Annotated in this window: 21 protein-coding genes; 8 read left to right on the forward strand and 13 right to left on the reverse strand. The window is 66.5% G+C overall.

Annotated features, from left to right (window positions below; translation table 11 throughout):
* Positions 1–233: 233 nt before the first annotated feature.
* The 4 genes from H0X95_RS36005 (at position 234) to H0X95_RS22935 (ending at position 2173) form a co-directional block, all read left to right on the forward strand.
* A complete protein-coding gene (locus H0X95_RS36005) occupies positions 234–488 on the forward strand; it encodes a hypothetical protein (protein WP_006488265.1) in 255 nt (84 codons plus the stop codon).
* A 211-nt stretch (positions 489–699) separates the two neighbouring features.
* The gene (locus H0X95_RS22925) at positions 700–1170 is read left to right on the forward strand and encodes a universal stress protein (RefSeq protein ID WP_006488364.1); all 471 of its coding nucleotides are present in this window, start codon (positions 700–702) and stop codon (positions 1168–1170) included.
* A gap of 117 nt (positions 1171–1287) precedes the next feature.
* Positions 1288–1563 (forward strand): DUF1488 domain-containing protein, encoded by a 276-nt coding sequence (locus tag H0X95_RS22930; RefSeq protein WP_006488456.1) that lies wholly within the window; start codon positions 1288–1290, stop codon positions 1561–1563.
* Positions 1564–1738: 175 nt separating this feature from the next.
* Positions 1739–2173: an Hsp20/alpha crystallin family protein gene (locus H0X95_RS22935; RefSeq protein WP_058902612.1), complete on the forward strand. Its 435-nt coding sequence runs from the start codon at positions 1739–1741 to the stop codon at positions 2171–2173.
* Between the two features lie 94 nt (positions 2174–2267).
* Here the strand turns inward: H0X95_RS22935 and H0X95_RS22940 are convergent, their stop codons facing one another.
* The gene (locus H0X95_RS22940) at positions 2268–2933 is read right to left on the reverse strand and encodes a nitroreductase family protein (protein ID WP_058902613.1); all 666 of its coding nucleotides are present in this window, start codon (positions 2931–2933) and stop codon (positions 2268–2270) included.
* Positions 2934–3163: 230 nt separating this feature from the next.
* Between H0X95_RS22940 and H0X95_RS22945 the strand changes: the two genes are divergently transcribed.
* Positions 3164–3814 (forward strand): BON domain-containing protein, encoded by a 651-nt coding sequence (locus tag H0X95_RS22945; RefSeq protein ID WP_059721021.1) that lies wholly within the window; start codon positions 3164–3166, stop codon positions 3812–3814.
* A 36-nt stretch (positions 3815–3850) separates the two neighbouring features.
* Positions 3851–4054 (forward strand): hypothetical protein, encoded by a 204-nt coding sequence (locus H0X95_RS22950; protein ID WP_006488400.1) that lies wholly within the window; start codon positions 3851–3853, stop codon positions 4052–4054.
* Between the two features lie 91 nt (positions 4055–4145).
* Here H0X95_RS22950 and H0X95_RS22955 read toward each other — a convergent pair whose 3' ends face one another.
* The 5 genes from H0X95_RS22955 to H0X95_RS22975 form a co-directional block, all read right to left on the reverse strand.
* Complete coding sequence (locus tag H0X95_RS22955) at positions 4146–5903, reverse strand: SulP family inorganic anion transporter (protein WP_058902615.1); 1758 nt, start codon at positions 5901–5903, stop codon at positions 4146–4148.
* A gap of 165 nt (positions 5904–6068) precedes the next feature.
* Positions 6069–6269: a hypothetical protein gene (locus H0X95_RS22960; protein ID WP_369718985.1), complete on the reverse strand. Its 201-nt coding sequence runs from the start codon at positions 6267–6269 to the stop codon at positions 6069–6071.
* 135 nt (positions 6270–6404) lie between these two features.
* Positions 6405–7448 carry a TIGR00730 family Rossman fold protein gene (locus H0X95_RS22965; RefSeq protein WP_058902616.1) on the reverse strand — a complete coding sequence of 348 codons (1044 nt, stop codon included), beginning with the start codon at positions 7446–7448 and terminating at the stop codon, positions 6405–6407.
* 31 nt (positions 7449–7479) lie between these two features.
* On the reverse strand, positions 7480–7815 hold the full coding sequence (locus H0X95_RS22970) for a c-type cytochrome (protein WP_006493297.1): 336 nt from the start codon (positions 7813–7815) through the stop codon (positions 7480–7482).
* A gap of 19 nt (positions 7816–7834) precedes the next feature.
* Positions 7835–8842, reverse strand: coding sequence for an Acg family FMN-binding oxidoreductase (locus tag H0X95_RS22975; RefSeq protein WP_006488462.1), 1008 nt, complete (start codon positions 8840–8842; stop codon positions 7835–7837).
* Positions 8843–9020: 178 nt separating this feature from the next.
* Between H0X95_RS22975 and H0X95_RS22980 the strand changes: the two genes are divergently transcribed.
* On the forward strand, positions 9021–10010 hold the full coding sequence (locus H0X95_RS22980; protein WP_059721020.1) for a zinc-dependent alcohol dehydrogenase family protein: 990 nt from the start codon (positions 9021–9023) through the stop codon (positions 10008–10010).
* Between the two features lie 25 nt (positions 10011–10035).
* Here H0X95_RS22980 and fnr read toward each other — a convergent pair whose 3' ends face one another.
* The 3 genes from fnr to H0X95_RS22995 form a co-directional block, all read right to left on the reverse strand.
* Complete coding sequence (fnr, locus tag H0X95_RS22985) at positions 10036–10809, reverse strand: fumarate/nitrate reduction transcriptional regulator Fnr (RefSeq protein ID WP_006488370.1); 774 nt, start codon at positions 10807–10809, stop codon at positions 10036–10038.
* 307 nt (positions 10810–11116) lie between these two features.
* Positions 11117–11764, reverse strand: a complete 648-nt coding sequence (locus H0X95_RS22990) for a response regulator (protein ID WP_006488271.1) — start codon at positions 11762–11764, stop codon at positions 11117–11119.
* Positions 11761–13758 carry a PAS domain S-box protein gene (locus H0X95_RS22995; RefSeq protein WP_059721019.1) on the reverse strand — a complete coding sequence of 666 codons (1998 nt, stop codon included), beginning with the start codon at positions 13756–13758 and terminating at the stop codon, positions 11761–11763. The genes H0X95_RS22990 and H0X95_RS22995 overlap by 4 nt, the downstream gene beginning before the upstream one ends.
* A gap of 251 nt (positions 13759–14009) precedes the next feature.
* Here H0X95_RS22995 and H0X95_RS23000 point away from each other — a divergent pair, with 251 nt between their 5' ends.
* On the forward strand, positions 14010–14480 hold the full coding sequence (locus tag H0X95_RS23000) for a universal stress protein (RefSeq protein WP_059721018.1): 471 nt from the start codon (positions 14010–14012) through the stop codon (positions 14478–14480).
* A gap of 72 nt (positions 14481–14552) precedes the next feature.
* On the opposite strand, the gene H0X95_RS23005 is transcribed toward H0X95_RS23000, so the two are convergent.
* The 4 genes from H0X95_RS23005 to H0X95_RS23020 all read right to left on the reverse strand — a co-directional run bounded on the left by H0X95_RS23005 (position 14553) and on the right by H0X95_RS23020 (position 18003).
* On the reverse strand, positions 14553–15386 hold the full coding sequence (locus H0X95_RS23005) for a universal stress protein (RefSeq protein WP_006488447.1): 834 nt from the start codon (positions 15384–15386) through the stop codon (positions 14553–14555).
* Entirely contained in the window at positions 15383–15886 is a 504-nt protein-coding gene (locus tag H0X95_RS23010; RefSeq protein WP_059721017.1) for a universal stress protein, read from the reverse strand. The genes H0X95_RS23005 and H0X95_RS23010 overlap by 4 nt, the downstream gene beginning before the upstream one ends.
* A gap of 69 nt (positions 15887–15955) precedes the next feature.
* Complete coding sequence (locus tag H0X95_RS23015; protein WP_006488472.1) at positions 15956–17155, reverse strand: acetate/propionate family kinase; 1200 nt, start codon at positions 17153–17155, stop codon at positions 15956–15958.
* An 8-nt stretch (positions 17156–17163) separates the two neighbouring features.
* Positions 17164–18003 carry a universal stress protein gene (locus H0X95_RS23020; RefSeq protein ID WP_059721016.1) on the reverse strand — a complete coding sequence of 280 codons (840 nt, stop codon included), beginning with the start codon at positions 18001–18003 and terminating at the stop codon, positions 17164–17166.
* Positions 18004–18175: the final 172 nt, after the last annotated feature.

Genomic DNA, 18175 nt, shown 5'->3' on the forward strand with positions numbered 1-18175 from the left:
GCGAGGCACTTGCGATGAAACGACGGATGTTGATGGCTGTTGTACTGCTTGCACTCGGCGCATGTGCCGGGTCGCAGCGGGCCGCGACTTTCAGGTCGACGGAGACGCAACTGCTCGAGGGGCGTCAGGCGGCATCACTGCGGTGTTCGACTCGATCGGAATGCGATGGCGCGTGGAACCGCACACAGCGTTACATCGAAAGTCACTCGGCTACCCGAGTCATCCGATCAGGCATGGACCGGATCGAAACCGCACAACCGTATGTGGCCGGAGAAGTCTATCTGTGGGCCTCTCGCACGGTATCGGACGGTGGCGGCTACGTGATCCGGCTCAAGCCGATGTGCAAGGGCATGTACGACAGCGATGGCGGGCCCGGTTGGCAATACGATACGTGCGCGAAGAAAATTCTCGGGATACAGAGCGGCTTCCTGTCGTACGTGCGTCAGCCGCCTTCGCCGCATATCCCATCGCTGCCGAGTGAGCGTTGAACATGTTGCGCGTCGCGTCAAGGCTCGTGTCGCGCTGGCACACGACCGAACACGTCGATGCGCTCGCCGCTGCGGACCTCGGTCCCGTCCGCTGTCGGCATTCCGCCGATTTCAAACCGTTGACCTCGGTCAACGAGCGCGTCCGGCCAGCGATGATGATGGAAACACATTCGAACGCCGCCAACGCGTCGGGTTATCCAGCGAGGTCCGCATGTATACGAGCATCATGGTCGCAGTAGACGGTAGTCCTTCATCAAAAAAGGCGCTCGACGAAGGGCTGAAAATGGCCAGATCGTGCGGCGCACGGCTGTTCGCGGTTTTCGTCGTCGATAAATCCATTCTGTTTGCTTACGGCGGGCGTATGGAGCCGGCCGCGCTGCTCGACGAAATCCGTCACTATGGCAAGACGATCCTGCGAAGCGCTGACCGGGCGATCTCGCATGCCGGGGTGAACGGCGAGACGGAAATTGTCGAGACGGATATTGGGCAGGATGTCGTGGAGCGGCTACAGCGCTACGTCGACGATCGTTCGATCGATCTGGCCGTGATCGGCACACACGGACGTCGCGGCATTCGGCGGATGCTCCTCGGCAGTGTCGCCGAACGCTTCCTGCGCGAATCCCGTTGCCCGGTTCTGCTCGTGCGCGACGAAGGCCCCACACCCGCCGCCGTGGCGGCCTGATTGCCGTCACGGCACGAAGCTCGGCGGTGGAGCCGAACGTGCGGGCCGGACGACACGGGCAACGTGCCGAGCGTGCCTTCGTCCGCAGTCAATGGACTATCAGGTCAGGTAACCATCATGCAGATATCGTTTCCTTCCGAACCACCGACGTATTGCGGCGTCGACCCCGCGCTGCGCTTTTTTGCGCTCGTCGACGGACATCGCGTGCGGTGTGCGATCACCGCGGCCGCGCTGGAGGACCACTTCCGCGCGGTGTCACCTCGCGAGCAGGATCTTGTCGACGCGTTTGCGCGCCATCGTCCCGTCATCGAACGTGCGGCGCGTTGCTTGCTCGAGGAAATGGGCGGGCGGCCGGTCCTGCTTCACAGCGGGTACTTCCGGTTCTGTACGTGATCGGCCGCCGCCTTTGACGCGCATCAAGCGTATGCCGAGACGGGCGCGTACGCTGGAATTCGCAAGATCATTCGTCCCTTGCGCGGCACCCGGTGTCGCGCTCGGTTTTCATCGCGGTCGATGCTGTCGGGACGAAAGCGCCGACTGCTTGTCATCTGCATGAGGAGTATGAACCATGAACAACATGACGCGTTACGATCCGTTCTCGATCGAACCCGTTTCCGACCTGTTCCAGGGCCTGTTCAGGCCGCTGCGCGGGATGACGCTGGCCGACGAGCCGGATCTTGCATCGATGAAGATCGACGTCACCGAAAACGACAACGCATACACGGTCAACGCGGAACTGCCCGGCGTCGCCAAGGACGATATCGACGTCCAGGTGACGGGCAATACCGTATCGATCAACGCGAAGATCGAGCGCAACAACGAACAGAAGGACGGTGAACGCGTGATCCGGCGCGAACGCTACAGCGGTGCGGTCAGTCGTTCGTTCTCGCTGTCGGGCGAGATCGACGACGCGAACGCGACGGCGACGTATCAGGATGGCGTGCTGTCGCTGACACTACCGAAGAAGGCGCCGGTCGGGCAGAAGAAGCTCGCGATCAGCTGATCGTCGGCGGGCGGTGCAGGCGCGCATTGTCCGCCGCGAGAAGCCGGCGCGGAGCGATCCGCGCGCCGTTTTCATTGATGCGGCCGCGGGGCGCTCATGCATGCGACGGCGTGCCGCCGGTTCGATAGCCGACCGTCTGCGCGAGGATCGGCAATTCGTCCTCGTTCAACCGCGGCGCGTCGGCGAGCAGGCGGTGGTCGATCCAGCAGCGCACGACGGTGCCGATGCCGGCCGCCGCGCAGTACAGCGAAACATTCTGCGCGATCGCGCCGGCCGCGATCGCCGAGAACATGTCACGTTGTCGCGGCGGCATGTCGAGCATCGCGGACGTTCGCACGACATAGACGAGATCCAGCGGCGCCCGGCCGACGAAGTCCTGATAGCCCGTCAGGTTGCGCGCGTCGACCGCGTGCTTCAGCACGAGCCGGTGTGCGGGTGCATCGTATCGATAGACGCCGGCCGGCAGCGCGACGTAGACGTCGATTTCGTTGAACGCATGCGCGGACGGTGCCGTACGGCCGCCGCTCGCGGGACGGTTGATGCCGTCCGCCGCCCACAGCATCGTGCCGAGCGTCGCGGGTGGCAGCGGCGTGGCGGCGAATTCCCGGGAACTCATGCGGGTCGCGAGCGCTGCCATCAGCGGCACGTCGTTGTCGAGCATCGGGCGCGGCAGGTCGACGGCTTCCCGCGACTCGCCGCGGGGCGGTGCAGGCTGCGCCGCGGGCGCCGGCGAATAGGCCAACAGTTGCGGTTCGGTCATTCGAGTCTCCTTGAAGCGTGACTGCGCGGGCCTGGAAAGTTGCGCATCGGCGATCTCACGATAAGACGGTCGCGCCGCGCCTAGTTGACTTCCGTCAAGCGACGCGTCGGCCGGCCGCGCAGCGTGACGCGGGGCATCCGTTGACATGCGTCAGCGACCCGAGCACGCGCCTGTGCAAATCTGGCCGTATGCGGCGAACAGGCATGCCGTAGCTCACAGGAGAGCAGACGATGAAAACCGACAAGCAGTTGAAGCAGGACGTCGAGGATGAACTGGAGTCCGACCCGTCGATCGACGCGACACGCATCGGTGTCGAGGTGGCCGACCGGATCGTGACGCTTTCGGGGCACCCGCCCAGCTATGCGGAAAAGCTCGCGATCGAGCGCGCTGCGAACCGCGTGGGCGGCGTCAAGGCGCTCGTCGTCGACATGACCGTGCATCTGCCGGACGACGACGTGCGTACCGACGAGGACATCGCGAAGGCGGTTCGTTCCGTGCTGCACTGGACGGTCGGGCTGCATGACGATGCGGTCAAGGTGCAGGTCGAGCGCGGCTGGATCACGTTGTCCGGTAAGGTCGACTGGGCATACCAGAGCCACCTGGCCGTGCGCGCGATCTCGCAGATGCGCAGCGTGACGGGCGTAACCGACCACATCGCGGTGCAGGGGGCGGTGGGCGTGGAGGACATCGGCGGCAACATCAAGCGCGCGATCATGCGCCACGCGGAGCGCGAGGTGAAGCACATCGCGATCGACGTGCACGACGGCACTGTACGGCTGTCCGGCAAGGTCGGCTCGTTTTCCGAGCGCAAGGCCGTGCGCGGCGCCGCGTGGTCGGCGCGTGGCGTGCGTGCCGTCGTCGACGACCTGGTGATCGAGTGAATCCGTCGGGATGCGGCAGTCTGGGAGGGAGGTCAGATGATATTGTCTGGTGAGGTTCATGAAACGGACTGGTCGGTCGCGAGCGAGGCGGTCACGGCCGAACCAGACGGCTTTCGTTACCGGATCCATGTCACACTCGAATCGCCCGATGGCGCATGCGAGCGCGAAGCCGTGATCGACGGGCTGCGTGTCGGGATGACGTGGATCGAGATGAAGAAGGCGAACATCTTTACGCTTTGAACCGGCGGCTGCCGAAGGCCGTGTGCGTCGCGACCGCGTCGATCCCGTCGCGGTATGCGGCAACCGCCGCATCGATTCGTGCGTCGATCGTCTATCGCGTCTCGTGAGAAACACGCCGGCGCGTGGCGCGCTTTCTTTTGCACGGACGCGTCTGTCGGCCCGGTCGCCGAACGTGACGGGCAACCGCATCGGTCACGGTCGGAAAGAAGCTGGCTGCACCGAACACGTCGAACAGACCGTAAGCGCGCAGGCGATCCTTCACCGGTCCCTTCATCTCGGCGAAATTCATTGCGATGCCGCGTTCCGCCAGTTCGGCGTGCAGCGCCACGAGCCGGTCCGCGGCACTCACGTCGATGTCGGTGACAGGCTCGGCCGCGACGACGATGCGCGTGACCGGCTTCGTCGATCGCGCGATCGCGGCGCGCAAATGTTCGCAGAAGATCTCGACGTTTGCATAGAAGAGCGGCGCATCCCAGCGGAACAGCACGAGCCCGGACGTTTGCGCTGCACCCGGATGCCGCGCGATGTCGTGATAGCCGCGTACGCCCGTTAGCCGGCCCAGCACCGCGTCGTACGGATGCCAGGCCCGCCACACGAACGACAGCAGTGACAGCGCGCTGGCGAGCAGGATGCCGGGCACGACACCCATGCCGATCACGCCGGCGAAGCACAGCATCGAAATCAGGCATTCGCCGCGGCGCATTCGGTACAGCCGCACGACGCTGCGGACGTCGGCGATGCCGAACGCCGCGTAGATTACGACCGCGGCCAGCGCCGTGCGCGGGACGAAGGTGAGCAGGGCCGGCGCGGCAACGAGCAGTATTGTGATGCACGCGGCCGCGACGAGGTTCGTGATCTGGCTTTGGGCGCCGGCGGCGATCGCGACCGGTGTGCGCGACGCGCTGCTGCTGACCGCGCACCCGTGCGTCATGCCGGCCAGTAGATTGGCCGCGCCAAGTGCGATCAGCTCCTGGTTGCGGTTCGGCGCATCGCCTGCCCGTGCAGACAGCGCACGCGACAGCATGCTGATGTCGGCGAACGACACCAGCGCCACGGCGACCGCACCGGACGCGAGCGCGCTCAGATCGGCAAGCGAGACGGCCGGAAGACGCGGGGCGGGCAGGCCGGCCGGCAGCGCGCCGACCGTCGGGATCCCGTGCAACGGCGGCAGACGGGCGACGATCGTCGCCGCCAGCACGGCGATCAATACGCCGGGCCAGCGCGGCGCCACCTGTTTGAACAGGATGATGGTCGCCAGCACCGCGACCCCGAGCAGACCGGCAGCGACCGAAAACCGGCCGCCTGCGAGCGCATGCACGATATGCGGTACGCTGGAAAACACGTCGCCGGCCGATACCGGCATGCCCAACAGTTCGGGCAGTCGCCCAAGCGCGAGCGCGATGGCGATGCCGTTCAGGTAACCATACTGGATCGGACGCGACAGCAGATCGGTGACGAAGCCGAGGCCGAGCACACCGAGCAGAATGCAGATCGTTCCGGCCGACAGCGCCAGCGCGCCGGCAAGCGCGATCGCGCGCGGCGGATCATGGCCGGCGAGCGGGACGATCGCGCCGGCGATCAGCGCCGCTAGCGCGGAATCCGGACCGAGGACGAGAATCCGGCTCGGGCCGAGCAACGCATAGGCGAGCAAGGCCGCGACCGACGCATGAAGCCCCGTGATGGCGGGCAGTCCGGCCGCCTGCGCGTAACTCATGCCGACCGGCACTAGTACTGCGGACAGCGCGATTCCCGCATACAGGTCGCGCGCGAGCCATGCGCGGCGGTAGTTCGCGAGCAGCGCCACGCCCGGCAGCACGCGGGCGATGTATCCAGATAACGGGCGGTTCATCGCGGCTTCATCGGGCGTGCGCCGGCGCGAAAGGGCTGGCTCGCATCGGCAGGCAGGCGTTCATCGGGACGCCGCCATCCTCGAACGGGCAGGCACGACGACGCGACGAGCGAGGGATTCTGACGGCGACGGATGTCGCCGCACGGCGCGCCGCGACGCCGGACATCAGGCCGCCTTGAGCCCCGCAAGCTGCAGCGCCTGTGCGAACCGGGCCAGTGTCGCGATGGATCCCGTCACGCTTTCGTAGCGCTCGCGCCCGATCTGCCCGTCGAGTGTGACCAGCATGCCGGCGTCACGCGCGAGTGCAACGAGCGCCACCGTGTCAAGCGATGCCGTGCCGGACGTGTCGGATGTGGTGGCCCGCATCCCCGGATCGGAACGATAGTCGACGTATGACATGGCATCTCTCCTGGTTGTCTTGCGATCGGGCGCCGTGCAGCCGGTATCCGTGATTTCAGTATCGGTGTCGCGCGCCGCCGCTTCAATCAGCCTGTCCCGAAGTCACGGTAGGAATAATGCTCGTTTCGTCGGCGGATTCCTACACCGCGGTGACTTCGAAGACACATCGCAGCGTGCCGGCGGGCGTTTCCGACGCCGTGCATACCAGCTTCCGATCGCGTGCCAGATCTGGGCAGCGGATTCGCAATACGTGAACAGCTCCAGGTCGCGGCGGTCGATCATCCCTTCGTCCGCGAGAAACGCCAGGTCGACCGCACGGCGCCAGTACGCCTCGCCGACGAGGATGACGGGCAGCGGCGCGATCTTGCGCGTCTGCAGCAGCGTCAGCACTTCGAACAGCTCGTCGAAGGTGCCGTAGCCGCCAGGGAAGAAGACGGCCGCTTTCGCGCGCTCGAGCAGGTGCAGCTTGCGGATGGCGAAATAGTGAAACCGGAAGCAAAGAGCCGGCGTGATGTACGGATTCGGCGCCTGTTCCCGTGGCAGCTCGATATTGAAGCCGATGCTCGGCGCACCGCGCTCGTAGGCGCCGCGATTGGCGGCCTCCATGATGCCGGGGCCGCCGCCGGTGACGATGGCGAGCCGCGCGGTGCGCGTGCATCGGGCGGCATGGGCGACGATACGCCCAAACTCGCGCGCAACGCGGTAATAGCCGCTGTGTTCGACGAGCCGGCTGGCGATCGTCGCGGCGCGCCGCCGGCTCGCGTCGTGTGGACGCTCCGCGAGCAGGCGATTCGCATCATCGAGCCGCGCGTTAGCGACCGACGGTGCAACGATGCGCGTGCTGCCGTAGATCACGACCGCATGGCCGATACGCTCGTTCTGCAGGCGCTCCTCGGCTTTCCAGTAGTCGAGCTGCAGCCGGATGCCGCGCATGCCGGAACGCCGCAGAAGGGTCGCGTCTTCGTCGATCCGGGCGCTGTTCGGGCTGTTGGCCGTACGCGTCGGACGCGGGACGGGCTGTCTGCCGACGTCGCCGCCGACGACGGCATCGAGTCTTGTGCGCGAGCGCTTGCCGCGCGTCTTCACGATCGTCGCACCGGATGCGGGGCGGTGGCGCGCGTTGCTCGCGGGCGCACGTTTGATCATGGTCGACGTGAGTGGAAGGGTCGCGTGTCGGTCACTGGCTCAACACCCATTGTACGAGCCGATGCGAGTCGTCGGAGGACAGCGGGCCGCCACGATCGACGGCGGAAGGCATCGGTGTATTGCCCCAGTGTGCGGGGCCGCCGACGCGCAGCTTGCGTTCCAGCTCCGCCGCCGCACGCGGATCGCCGCGGTACCGTTCCGCAATCTCGTGGAATGACGGCCCGAGGAACGTCATGTCAGGCGTATGGCAGAACATGCAGTGCTGCGCTTCGACGAGTTCCGTCGGCTCGGGCACGGCCGTCTGCGCGGCAGCCGTGCTGGCCGTCACGGCGATTACGCAGAGGGCGGCGCAACGCATGATGTTCATGTTCGTTTCCTCGTCGAGATCAGGAGAAAGAGAGCACTTCGTCGAGCGGACGACGCGGCGAATGCGGCGTATGCGGGCCGCGCCCGACGCGCAGCAGCAACTGCGGCTCGCCGCGCAGCCCGAGCATGTGGCGCAAATGGGCGCGCAATCCGGCCGTCTCGACCGGCTGATTCAGGTACGACGCGGTGTAGCCCGCGCGCGTCGCGACGAGCAGGATCCGCTCCAGCGCCTGGCCGGCGGCGAGCCACGCTTCGCGATCGTCTCGCACGGTCGCGATGCACACGATCAGCGGCGATGCGCCGACGAGCTGGTGATGCAGGGCGGCCAGCCCGTTGCCGAGATCGAAGGTCCGCACTGCCATCGTCACGACGGGCGCGGCGAAGTCCAGCAGCGCGGGCACGCCGGCCGCGAATGCCGGCATGCCGTCGACATGCCGGCGCGGATCGATCCAACTCGCCAGTTCGCGCCGGAAGCGCGGGTCCGCGAACTGCTGACGGTCGGCTTCGGCGACCAGCTCGGCGACGCGCGCACGGTGTGCAATCGAGTCGACGCACGCGACATCGGCGCCTTCCGCGATGCCGGCCTCGATCAGCGCCTGCTGGATCGCTTCTGGAACCAAGCTGGATTCGAACGGCGCGCGTGTCGTGACGCGCGCCGGAATCGCATCGAACAGTGTGCCGAGGGCCGCGTCGGAATAGCCATCGTCGCAGATCCGGACCTGCGCCAGCAGATCGGGGTCGACTTCGGACGGAAACGTGCTGATCGTATGGGCGAACCCGGCGTGGTCGAGCGCGACGCGCAGATTTAGCAACGCCGCCCCGCAGCTGATGATCAACTCGCGATCGAACGGATCGACCACGGGTAACGCGCGCGTGCGGTCTGCGCACACCGAGATCGTGTTGCCGTTGACCAGGAAGCGCCACGGCTGGGAATTGTGGCTGGACGGCGCCAGCACCGCGTAGCCGACCAGCGACCTCGGATCATGGTCGGGACGCATGCTTGCGGCAAGCGGGGGAACGGATATCATCGATTATCTCCAGGTCGCCGCGCCGGCGGCGTCATTCACGTCACTTCATCGTGTCAGCAACCGTCTGACGGCCGTTGACGCACATCAAGCGTCCGTCACCGGGCGGTGCATGCGCGAAGTGCAGCGACTAGCCTGTGAAAGCGAAGCGCGAGAAGGCGATCGCGCGGGGAGGGCAAGCATGCTTGCGATGATGTTTGACGGCACGACGCCGCATTTACGCGAAACGCGCGTGCCTGACCCGTCGCCTGCGGCGGGTCAGTTGCTGATCGACGTGCATGCGTGCGGGGTGTGCAGGACTGATCTCCACGTGGTCGACGGCGAACTCGCTCACGCGAAACTGCCGCTGATTCCGGGGCACGAGATCGTCGGCACGGTGCGCGGGCTGGGCGAAGGCGTGATGAGCTTCGCCGTCGGCGACCGGGTGGGCGTCCCGTGGCTGGGCTCGACATGCGGGCATTGCGCATATTGCATATCCGGCCGCGAAAATCTGTGCGACAACCCGGGTTTCACGGGCTATACGATCGACGGCGGCTATGCCGAGTGCGCGGTCGCCGACCACCGGTATTGCGTGCATCTGCCACGGCGCTATTCCGATCTGGAAGCCGCGCCGCTGCTGTGCGCCGGCCTGATCGGTTACCGGACCTTGCGGATGGCGGGCGATGCGCGCCGTATCGGCATCTACGGCTTCGGTGCGGCGGCGCATCTGGTCGCGCAGGTCGCGCAGGGTGAGGGACGCAAGGTGTTCGCATTGACGAAGCCCGGCGACACCGCGGCGCAGCAATTGGCGTTGTCGCTGGGCGCGGCATGGGCCGGCGGCAGCGACGAAGCACCGCCGGAGCGGCTCGATGCCGCGCTGATTTTCGCGCCGGCGGGGGTGCTGGTGCCGGCCGCGCTGCGGGCGCTCGACAAAGGCGGGATCGTCGTATGCGGCGGCATTCACATGAGCGACATCCCGAGCTTTCCGTACGCGTGGCTGTGGGGCGAGCGCCGCATCGCGTCGGTGGCCAACCTGACGCGTGCGGATGCGGTCGCATTCATGCGGATCGCCGCCGCGACGCCACTGCGGGTCGAGGCAGTGCGCTACGCGCTGACCGACGCGAACAGCGCACTCGACGACCTACGCGGCGGACGCGTGTCAGGTGCCGCCGTGCTGGGCATGCACGATTGATCCGCGCGCCGCCGCCGCGGTGCGATCAGATTTGCCGCAGGCCATCCGAATCGACGATCCGGATCTGCTTGCCCTGCGCCGCGACGAGCCCTTTGTGCTGGAACTTCGACAGCATGCGGCTGACCGTTTCGAGCTTCATCCCGAGATATTCGCCGATCTCGTCGCGCGTCATCCGCAGCACGAATTCCGCGGCCGAGTAGCCGCGCGCCTTGAAGCGGGCGGAAAGATTCAGCAGGAACGCGGCCACGCGCTGTTCGGCGCTCATTGTGCCGAGCAGCAGCATCTGCGAAGATTCGCGCACAATCTCGCCGCTCATCATCTGATATACGTGATGCTGCATCGGCCGCACTTCGCGGCACATCTGTTCGAGCTGGCCGAAGGGAATGATGCAGACCGTGCTGTCTTCGAGCGCGATCGCGTCGCCGTTGTGGTGCCCGGTGTGCACGCCATCGAGCCCGAGCGACTCTCCGACGATCTGGAAGCCGGTGATCTGCTCGTCGCCGTCGCGATGCATCACGATCGTCTTGAACGAGCCGGTTCTCACCGCGTAGATGCTGTTGAACGCATCGCCCGAACGAAACAGCGTTTCGCCGCGCCGCACGTGGCGCGTCGTGCAGATCATCGCGTCGACGCGGACGAAATCGTCGGGCGAAAGATCGGGCGGCATGCAGACGGTACGCAACGCACACGTCGAACAGCGGGACGCGGCGCGCTTGGGCTGGTCCGCCGGTTCGACGGGATGCAGCGGGATGAACGGACGTAACGGCATGGTCGTCGAGACTTCGGCACTGCTCTGCATGATCGGCTCCAGTTCGGGGCAGCGGCGGTTCGCCGTCGGGCGGGATCGCGCTGGCCGTTGTACCGGCGGCCTGTCTCGGCCGCCTTCGTGTCGGGATTGCCTTGCGGACGCGCCAGGAGACCGTCAGGCCGGTCTCGGCGATGACGCTGCCGGTGCGCCGGGAGGCACGCTGAATTGTTTTTCTTGATCTGCAGTATGGATGTTGCGCGCCGTCAGGAAAATCAGCCGGAATTGAAGTTGTGGTAGGTGAGAGGGAAGGCTTGTAGGAGGTTTCCTACACTGGTGCGGCGTCTTGTCGCGACCGCCGTCAGAGCTCGTCTGGGTCCTCGAACAGCTTGTGACGCATCGCGTAGCGCACGAGGGCCGTGTCGTTCGGCATCTGCATCTTTTCGAGGATGCGCGTCTTGTACGTGCTGACGGTCTTGACGCTGACGCACAGCGCCTGCGCGATTTCGGAAATCGACTCGCCGGTGGTTACGCGCCGGAACACATCGAACTCGCGGTCGGACAGGCGCTGGTGCGGCAAGAGATCGGTCGGTTCGTTCAGGCTCTGCGCGAATTGCTCGGCCATGGTCAGGCTCACGTAGACGCCGCCGGCCGCGATCTTAGTCAACGCGGCGACCAGTTCGGCGCTGGCGCTTTCCTTGGTCATGTAGCCTGAGGCTCCCGCGCGGAACGCGCGCACCGCGTATTGCTGCTCGGCGTGCATCGTTAGCACAAGGATATGCAATCCCGGTTTCTCGTCCTTGATCTGCTTGATGAGTTCGACGCCGTTGCGGCCGGGCATCGACAGGTCGAGCACGAGCACGTTAGCGTCCGTGTCGCGCATGAGCGCAATCGTCGAAGCACTGTCCTGCGCTTCGCCGACGACGTCGAAACCGCTCGCGTTCTGGAGGATGTGCCTCAGACCGTCCCTCACAAGCGCGTGGTCGTCGGCGATGAGTACCCTGATCATGACAGCACGTCTCCTTGCTGGATGGCGTGAAGCGGCAGCGCCACGGTGATCGTGAATCCCGAGCCCGGCCGGTTGTCGATCGTCACCGTGCCGTCGAGCATGTGCGCGCGCTCGCGGATGCCGATCAGCCCGAACGACGGGCGATCCTGACTGTCGCGGGGGTGTTTCGGCGCGCCGTGGCCGTTGTCCGCGACGCGCAGCATGCAATAGCCGTCTGCCGTTTTCAAGGTCAGCGTCACATTCGTCGCATCCGAATGTCGCGCGACGTTGGTCAGCGCCTCCTGCACGATGCGGAACAACGCGGTCGCGCCGGCGCCGGTAAACTTGGTGTCGACCGGCCCGATGTCACGGTCGACCGTGATCCGGTAGCGGCGCGTGAAATCGTTTGCAAGCCACTCGATCGCCGGGATGAGACCCAGGTCGTCGAGCATCACCGGCCGCAGATCGGCCGCGATGCGTCGCAGCGACGCAACGGTCGAATCGATCAGGCGATGCATGGCACCCAACTGCTCGCGCACGCCGGTGTGGGGCGCGACGACGCCCGCAAGTCCCAGTTCGACGGCGGACAGGTCCATCTTAAGCGCCGTGAGTTGCTGGCCGAGGTCGTCGTGCAATTCGCGCGCAATCCGTGTTTTTTCTTCCTCGCGCACGTTCTGCAGGTTGGCGGACAGGTCGCGCAACTCCTCGCGCGACTGCTTGAGGGCGTTTTCCGCTCGCACCCGCTCGGTGACGTCGCGCAGCATCACCGTGTACAGCTTGCCGGCGCCGTCGCGAATCTGCGAGATCGACGCCTCGATCGGAAACTCGGTGCCGTCACCGCGCAAGCCGAACAGCACGCGTTGTCGCCCCATCTGGCGCTCAGACACACCGGTCACGCCGAATTGCTCGACGTGCCGCGCATGCGCGGCACGAAAGCGTTCGGGGATGAAGCGGGACAGCGGCGCGCCGACCGCCTCCATCGCGGAAACGCCGAACACGTGTTCGGCGGCAGGGTTGAAGATCACGATCGTCTGGTTCTCGTCGACCGTGACGATAGCCTCCATCGACGACCGGATGATGCCCATCATCCGGGCCTCCGTCGGTTGACTGTTGCCGGCGGTCTCGGCGACACGTGTGCGTTGCGAGAGGATCTGCCGCACGAGCGCGGCCAACGTTAGCGAGAGCACGGTGCCGGTCAGCAGCACGGCCATTGCGGTGCGGGCCGTGTCGGCGGACGCCGCGCGATAGTGCAGCGACAGCGGCGTGCCACCGAACACGAGCGAATCAGTTCGCTCGAGCGCTTTGCGGGAATCGGTGGCATCGTCGCCGCTGAAACCGGCGGTGTAGACCGGCGCCGCTGGGGCGTCGGCGACGATTTCCAGATGCAGTCGATCGAGCAGGGACGGATCGACCAGACGGTCTGGATTCAGTGCGGCATAAACGTATCCGGTCGCCGTCGCGTGCCGCGCCTCGAACGATGTGCCGTCTTCCGCTTTTGCACCAATCGGCAGATACAACGTTAGTTCCGTCCGGGCGAACGCCGTATCGATACTGTCCTGTATCGCGTTCGCGGCCAAAGCGACCTTGCCGGTTTCTGCCGCCCGCTGCAGCGCCTGTCGCGTTGCCTGATTGTCCTCGGCGGCGCTCGGCTCGATTCTTCCGAGACTGCGGACCGGCGATTGCAACGCGTCCAGATCGAGACTGGCGAGATAGCGGAGCCATGCGGCGCCGGATGGCTCCGCCGACAGTGCCGATGCAAACGCGCGGGTGCCGCGCAATATAACTGCGGCGTCGAGGAGGCTGCGCCGCAGGCCGGCCGTCGCGCGGGTGGCGGCTTGCTCGAATCTCACCTGGGTAGCGTGCCGGACATTGTTCTCCAGTACCCGGGATGCCGCAAATGTTGCCGTCAGGCCGAGCGCCAGCGTCAGCAGCGCGGCCAGCCCGGCATATCGGGCGGGCGGCCGGATGCGGCGCGGAGCCGGTCCGGTCCGGAAGGGGGGCGCATTCACTGTCATGGCCGTTCATCCTGACGGATTTCGTCGACGGCCGGCTGGCGGCGGGCCGGACGCGGGACACGAAAAGCGGCGGGGCGGGCTGGAATTGCGATATCGCCCTGAATTGTGCGCGTTTTACCGAGGTTCGCCAATCGGGACTGATGCGTACGGACGTCGCCGCGCGCACTTGACCCGCGTCAACGGAAAGGCGTGCGAAGGGATCAGACTGGTTTCACGAACCGATCGAACCGGGACGACAGGAGGCACGCGCCATGTATCGAAGAATCTTTACTGCACTCGACGGCAGCCGCAGCGCGCGGCTTGCGCTCGACGAGGCGATTTCGCTCGCCCGCGATTCGGGCAGTCTGGTCATCGCCACGTGCGTGGTATCGGACGCGCCGCGGTTGGCGGACGTCGACGGCGGCTATATCGATCAGCGCGATCCGGCCGGACTGGACGCGGACAAGGCCGCGATCGCGGTCTCCGACGCGGAAACGGCGTTTCAGCTGTCCGGCGTACGCGGTATCGCGCAAACGATCGACGCATGCGGACAGGATGTCTCGGACGTGCTGGCGCGCGCCGCCGCCGAATGCGACGCGGACCTCATCGTGATGGGCACGCATGGTCGCCGCGGCGTGCGCCGTGCGTTGCTCGGTAGCGTCGCCGAATCGCTGGTGCGCGTCGCGGGCCGACCGGTGCTGGTCGTACGGGAGGGGCCGGGCGCTTGCGCCGGAATGCTGTGACGACTGCGATCGCAGTGACGGTGGCCGTTACCGGAGGCGGGCAGCCGCACGCGGCTGCCCGTTTTCACGCGTTCAGTGAGACAGCAGGACCGGCACCGTCATCGTCTCGAGGATCGTGCGGGTCGCGCCGCCGAGCACGCGTTCGTGCATGCGGGCATGACTGTACAAGCCCATCACCAGCAGATCCGCATGCAGGTCGGTTACGCGGTTCAGCAGCGTCGCCCCCACGCCGACCGACCGCGTGCGCGGCGTGGTTGAGAACGACGCGCGAATGCCGTGCCGTTCGAGATACGCGGCGACATCGACGCCCGGCGGTGTCTTGTCCGGATCAGGATGCCCGCGTGAGACTGTCTCGACGTTGACGAAGCGCGCGCGGGCGAGCAGCGGCAGCGCATCGGCCATCACGCGCGCGGCCTCGCGTCCGCCGTCCCAGCCGATCAGCACGTTCTCGCCGATCGTTCGCACGTCGCCCGCATAGGGCACGACGATAGCCGGGCGTCCGCCGCCCATCACGACGTCCTCGACGAAATGGCGCGCCACGTAGGTCGTGCGGTCGTCGGGATCCTCCTGGCCGAGCACCAGCAGGTCGGCGTGGCGCGCATGCAGGATCGCGGCCTCGGTCGCATTGCCAGTCGGCGCCTGCCATTCGACGCTGCGTCCGGCACGCTCGGCGGCCGTCAGGAACCGTTCTTCGGCTTCCTTGCGGCGCTGGTCGCACAGGCGTTCGTAGACGGCCAGCTTCAGCGGTTCGTCGGGCCGCCGCAGCGGCTCGAAGAGATCCTGGCACACGACGTAGAGTCCGACCAGATGGGCATTCCAGCGTCCCGCGAGTTCGAGTGCGAGGTCGACGCGTGTGGCGCAGCGCGCGCTGTCGTCGAGATGGACGAGCAGGGTCTTGTAGCTCATGACGGTTCCTTTTCGGTGGATGCAGCCGTGGCCTCGGCGGACGCTTTCGCTGCGGCGCTGGCCGGAATCATCAAGACCGGGCACCTGGCTTGGCGCAGCACGCGTTCGGCCACGCTGCCGAGGAACAGGCGCGGAAAGCCGCGCCGGCCATGCGTGCCCATCACGATCAGATCGGCGTCGATCTCGCCCGCGAGACCGACGATCCGGTGCGGGATATCCTCGCCTGCCGGCGCGACGTTGGAAATCCGCGGCGCACCGACCACATCACGCGCTTTCATGCGTCGCGCTGCGTCCTCGGTCACGCGTAATCCTTCTTCACGGAACGAATCGACCAGGATCGACGGGTCGTATCCGTACATGTCGTAGGCCGGCACCAGAAAATCGACGACGTAGACGGGTGTCAGCCGCGCACCCGTTTCCGCCGCGAGATCCAGCGCGGCGTCGAGTGCGCGGGACGACGTGTAGCTGCCGTCGAGCGCAACCAGAATGTTCGAGTACATGGCATGTCCCTTGAACGGATGTGGATGAACACATCATCGGCGCGTGTGCGCCGACGGCGCTGATCTGGATCAAGCGTCCCGGTTGCCGCGCAGCACGCGCACCGCGGCGCGCGCCGCGATCCATGCTTCGTTGGTGGGCTCGACGACCACCGTGACCGCGCTCGACGCGGACGACACGACGTGTGCATTGTCCACATTCGCGCGCGTGTCGAGCTCGATGCCGAGCCAGCCGAGCGATGCGCAGATCCGCTCGCGCAACGGCGCCGAGTGCTCGCCGATGCCGGCCGTGAAGACGAGCATGTCGAGGCCGCCGAGCAGGGCGGTGAGCGCGCCGGTCTCGCGCACGATGCGGTGGACGTACAGCGCCAGCGCATCCCGCGCGAGCGGGTCGCCGGCCGCCTCGCACTCGAGCAGCACACGCGGGTCGCCTGACGCGCCCGACACCCCCTTGAGTCCCGACTCGTGATAGAACAGGTGCCCCAGCGCGTCACCCGACAGGTTGTCGGCCTCGAGCAGGTGCAGCACGACGCCGGGGTCGAGCGTCCCGCAGCGGGTGCTCATCATCAGCCCGTCGAGCGCGGAGAAGCCCATCGTCGTCGCAACGCTACGGCACTCGCGTAGCGCGCACAGGCTCGCCCCGCTGCCGAGATGGGCGGCGATCACGCGACCATGCGCGCGGGCGCCGAACGAATCGTCGAGTGCGACGGAAAGATATTCGTACGACAGGCCATGGAATCCGTAGCGACGCACGCCTCGGTCGAACCATGCGTGCGGCAACGGCAGCAATTGTTCGGTACGCGGCAGCGTGCGATGAAACGCGGTATCGAACACGGCGATCTGCGGCACGTCGGGAAACGCGTTGCGCAGCGCGTCGATCGCATCGAGACTGTGCGGCTGGTGCAACGGCGCGAGGGGTGTCAGCGTGCGTAGTTCATCCAGCACGTCGCCGTCGACGATCACCGGCTCGGTATACCGCGCGCCGCCGTGCACGACGCGATGCGCGATCGCGCCCAGCGTGATGTGCGGCAACCGTACCCGGATCCACATCGCGATCTGCGCGAGCACGGCGCGGTAGGGATCGCCGGCGCCGAGCGGCAGCGAACCGTCCGGATCGGCGTCGAAGCGGATCGAGACGCCGTTGCCGGCGGCGACCGCCTCGCCGTCGTGCAGCGGCCGCTGCACGGGGTCGCCGTGCGGCGGGTACGCGAAGATCGAGAACTTCACGCTCGACGAACCGGCGTTGACGACGAGCAGCGCAAGCGTACGCATCGGCCTGCTCAGTGCGACATCAGTACCGGCAGCGTCATCGACGCCAGCACCGTGCGCGTGGCGCCGCCGATCATCAGCTCGCGCCAGCGCGGATGGCCGTAGGCGCCCATCACGATCAGGTCGGAACCCGTTTCATAAGCGCGCGACAGGAGCGTGTCGCCGACCGACGCGCCGCTGCCGGTCGCGATGTCGAGCACGTTCACGTCGCGCGCGTGGCGCGCCAGTATCAGCGCGGCATCGGCGGCCGGAATCCGAGTGGTCGCGGATTCCGAATCGCCGTCGACCACGGCAACGACTGTCGTACGCTTCGCATGCTCGAGGAACGGAAGTGCGTCGTGCGCGGCGCGGGCGGCTTCGCGGCTGCCGTCCCACGCGACGAACACCCGTTCGCCGACCGACGGGAATTCTCCGGTGTACGGCCAGAACAGCACCGGGCGGCCGGCGGACAACACGAGGTTCTCTGGAAACTGATCGTCGATATAGGTTTCGGGGTCGTTCGGGTCGCTTTGGCCCGCAATCACCAGATCGGCGAGACGCGCGGCGCGCGGCACGGCCACATTCGCGCGCTCGTCGGCGCGAACCCAGGTTGCGGGCACTTTCGCACGGGCAGTCTCCGCATGAAACAGGCGCTCCAGCGCAGCCATCCGTTCGTCGCGCTGTTCGCGGTGCGCGCGGAAATAGTCGGCGGAACCGGCCATCACGTAGAACGAATGCGGCTCGGGTGTGTAGACCGCGAACAGCCCCGTGAGATGTGCACCGAAGCGCCGGGCGAGACGCAACGCGAATTCGAGGCGCGAATGCGCACGAGCGCTCGTATCAAGGTGCACGACCATGCTCTTGTAGCTCATCGGAATCGCTCCATCGACGGGTGATCCGCCAGTGCAATCCAGTCTACGAAGCAGGGTTTCCACGCACTTGACTCAGATCAACGGCAGCGATGCGCGATACCCGCACAGTGAAACGGTCGCGACGCCCAGGCCGGACAGAAGGGACGAGGCGGATGCCAATCCATTGACCCGA

It is taken from the genome of Burkholderia sp. 9779_493 (assembly GCF_015712215.1).
In the GTDB taxonomy this organism is placed as follows: Bacteria; Pseudomonadota; Gammaproteobacteria; order Burkholderiales; family Burkholderiaceae; genus Burkholderia; species Burkholderia cenocepacia.

Excerpts from the sequence above, each read along its gene's own strand:
- H0X95_RS22925 (WP_006488364.1), top strand. The coding sequence starts at position 700 with ATGTATACGAGCATCATGGTCGCAGTAGACGGTAGTCCTTCATCAAAA.
- H0X95_RS22980 (WP_059721020.1), top strand. The coding sequence starts at position 9,021 with ATGCTTGCGATGATGTTTGACGGCACGACGCCGCATTTACGCGAAACG.
- H0X95_RS22990 (WP_006488271.1), bottom strand. The coding sequence starts at position 11,764 with ATGATCAGGGTACTCATCGCCGACGACCACGCGCTTGTGAGGGACGGT.
- H0X95_RS23000 (WP_059721018.1), top strand. The coding sequence starts at position 14,010 with ATGTATCGAAGAATCTTTACTGCACTCGACGGCAGCCGCAGCGCGCGG.
- H0X95_RS22965 (WP_058902616.1), bottom strand. The coding sequence starts at position 7,448 with ATGATCAAACGTGCGCCCGCGAGCAACGCGCGCCACCGCCCCGCATCC.
- H0X95_RS23015 (WP_006488472.1), bottom strand. The coding sequence starts at position 17,155 with ATGCGTACGCTTGCGCTGCTCGTCGTCAACGCCGGTTCGTCGAGCGTG.
- H0X95_RS23005 (WP_006488447.1), bottom strand. The coding sequence starts at position 15,386 with ATGAGCTACAAGACCCTGCTCGTCCATCTCGACGACAGCGCGCGCTGC.
- H0X95_RS23020 (WP_059721016.1), bottom strand. The coding sequence starts at position 18,003 with ATGAGCTACAAGAGCATGGTCGTGCACCTTGATACGAGCGCTCGTGCG.
- H0X95_RS22950 (WP_006488400.1), top strand. The coding sequence starts at position 3,851 with ATGATATTGTCTGGTGAGGTTCATGAAACGGACTGGTCGGTCGCGAGC.
- H0X95_RS22930 (WP_006488456.1), top strand. The coding sequence starts at position 1,288 with ATGCAGATATCGTTTCCTTCCGAACCACCGACGTATTGCGGCGTCGAC.
- H0X95_RS22975 (WP_006488462.1), bottom strand. The coding sequence starts at position 8,842 with ATGATATCCGTTCCCCCGCTTGCCGCAAGCATGCGTCCCGACCATGAT.
- H0X95_RS36005 (WP_006488265.1), top strand. The coding sequence starts at position 234 with ATGGACCGGATCGAAACCGCACAACCGTATGTGGCCGGAGAAGTCTAT.
- H0X95_RS22940 (WP_058902613.1), bottom strand. The coding sequence starts at position 2,933 with ATGACCGAACCGCAACTGTTGGCCTATTCGCCGGCGCCCGCGGCGCAG.
- H0X95_RS22945 (WP_059721021.1), top strand. The coding sequence starts at position 3,164 with ATGAAAACCGACAAGCAGTTGAAGCAGGACGTCGAGGATGAACTGGAG.
- H0X95_RS23010 (WP_059721017.1), bottom strand. The coding sequence starts at position 15,886 with ATGTACTCGAACATTCTGGTTGCGCTCGACGGCAGCTACACGTCGTCC.
- H0X95_RS22955 (WP_058902615.1), bottom strand. The coding sequence starts at position 5,903 with ATGAACCGCCCGTTATCTGGATACATCGCCCGCGTGCTGCCGGGCGTG.
- fnr (WP_006488370.1), bottom strand. The coding sequence starts at position 10,809 with ATGCAGAGCAGTGCCGAAGTCTCGACGACCATGCCGTTACGTCCGTTC.
- H0X95_RS22960 (WP_369718985.1), bottom strand. The coding sequence starts at position 6,269 with ATGCGGGCCACCACATCCGACACGTCCGGCACGGCATCGCTTGACACG.
- H0X95_RS22935 (WP_058902612.1), top strand. The coding sequence starts at position 1,739 with ATGAACAACATGACGCGTTACGATCCGTTCTCGATCGAACCCGTTTCC.
- H0X95_RS22970 (WP_006493297.1), bottom strand. The coding sequence starts at position 7,815 with ATGAACATCATGCGTTGCGCCGCCCTCTGCGTAATCGCCGTGACGGCC.
- H0X95_RS22995 (WP_059721019.1), bottom strand. The coding sequence starts at position 13,758 with ATGACAGTGAATGCGCCCCCCTTCCGGACCGGACCGGCTCCGCGCCGC.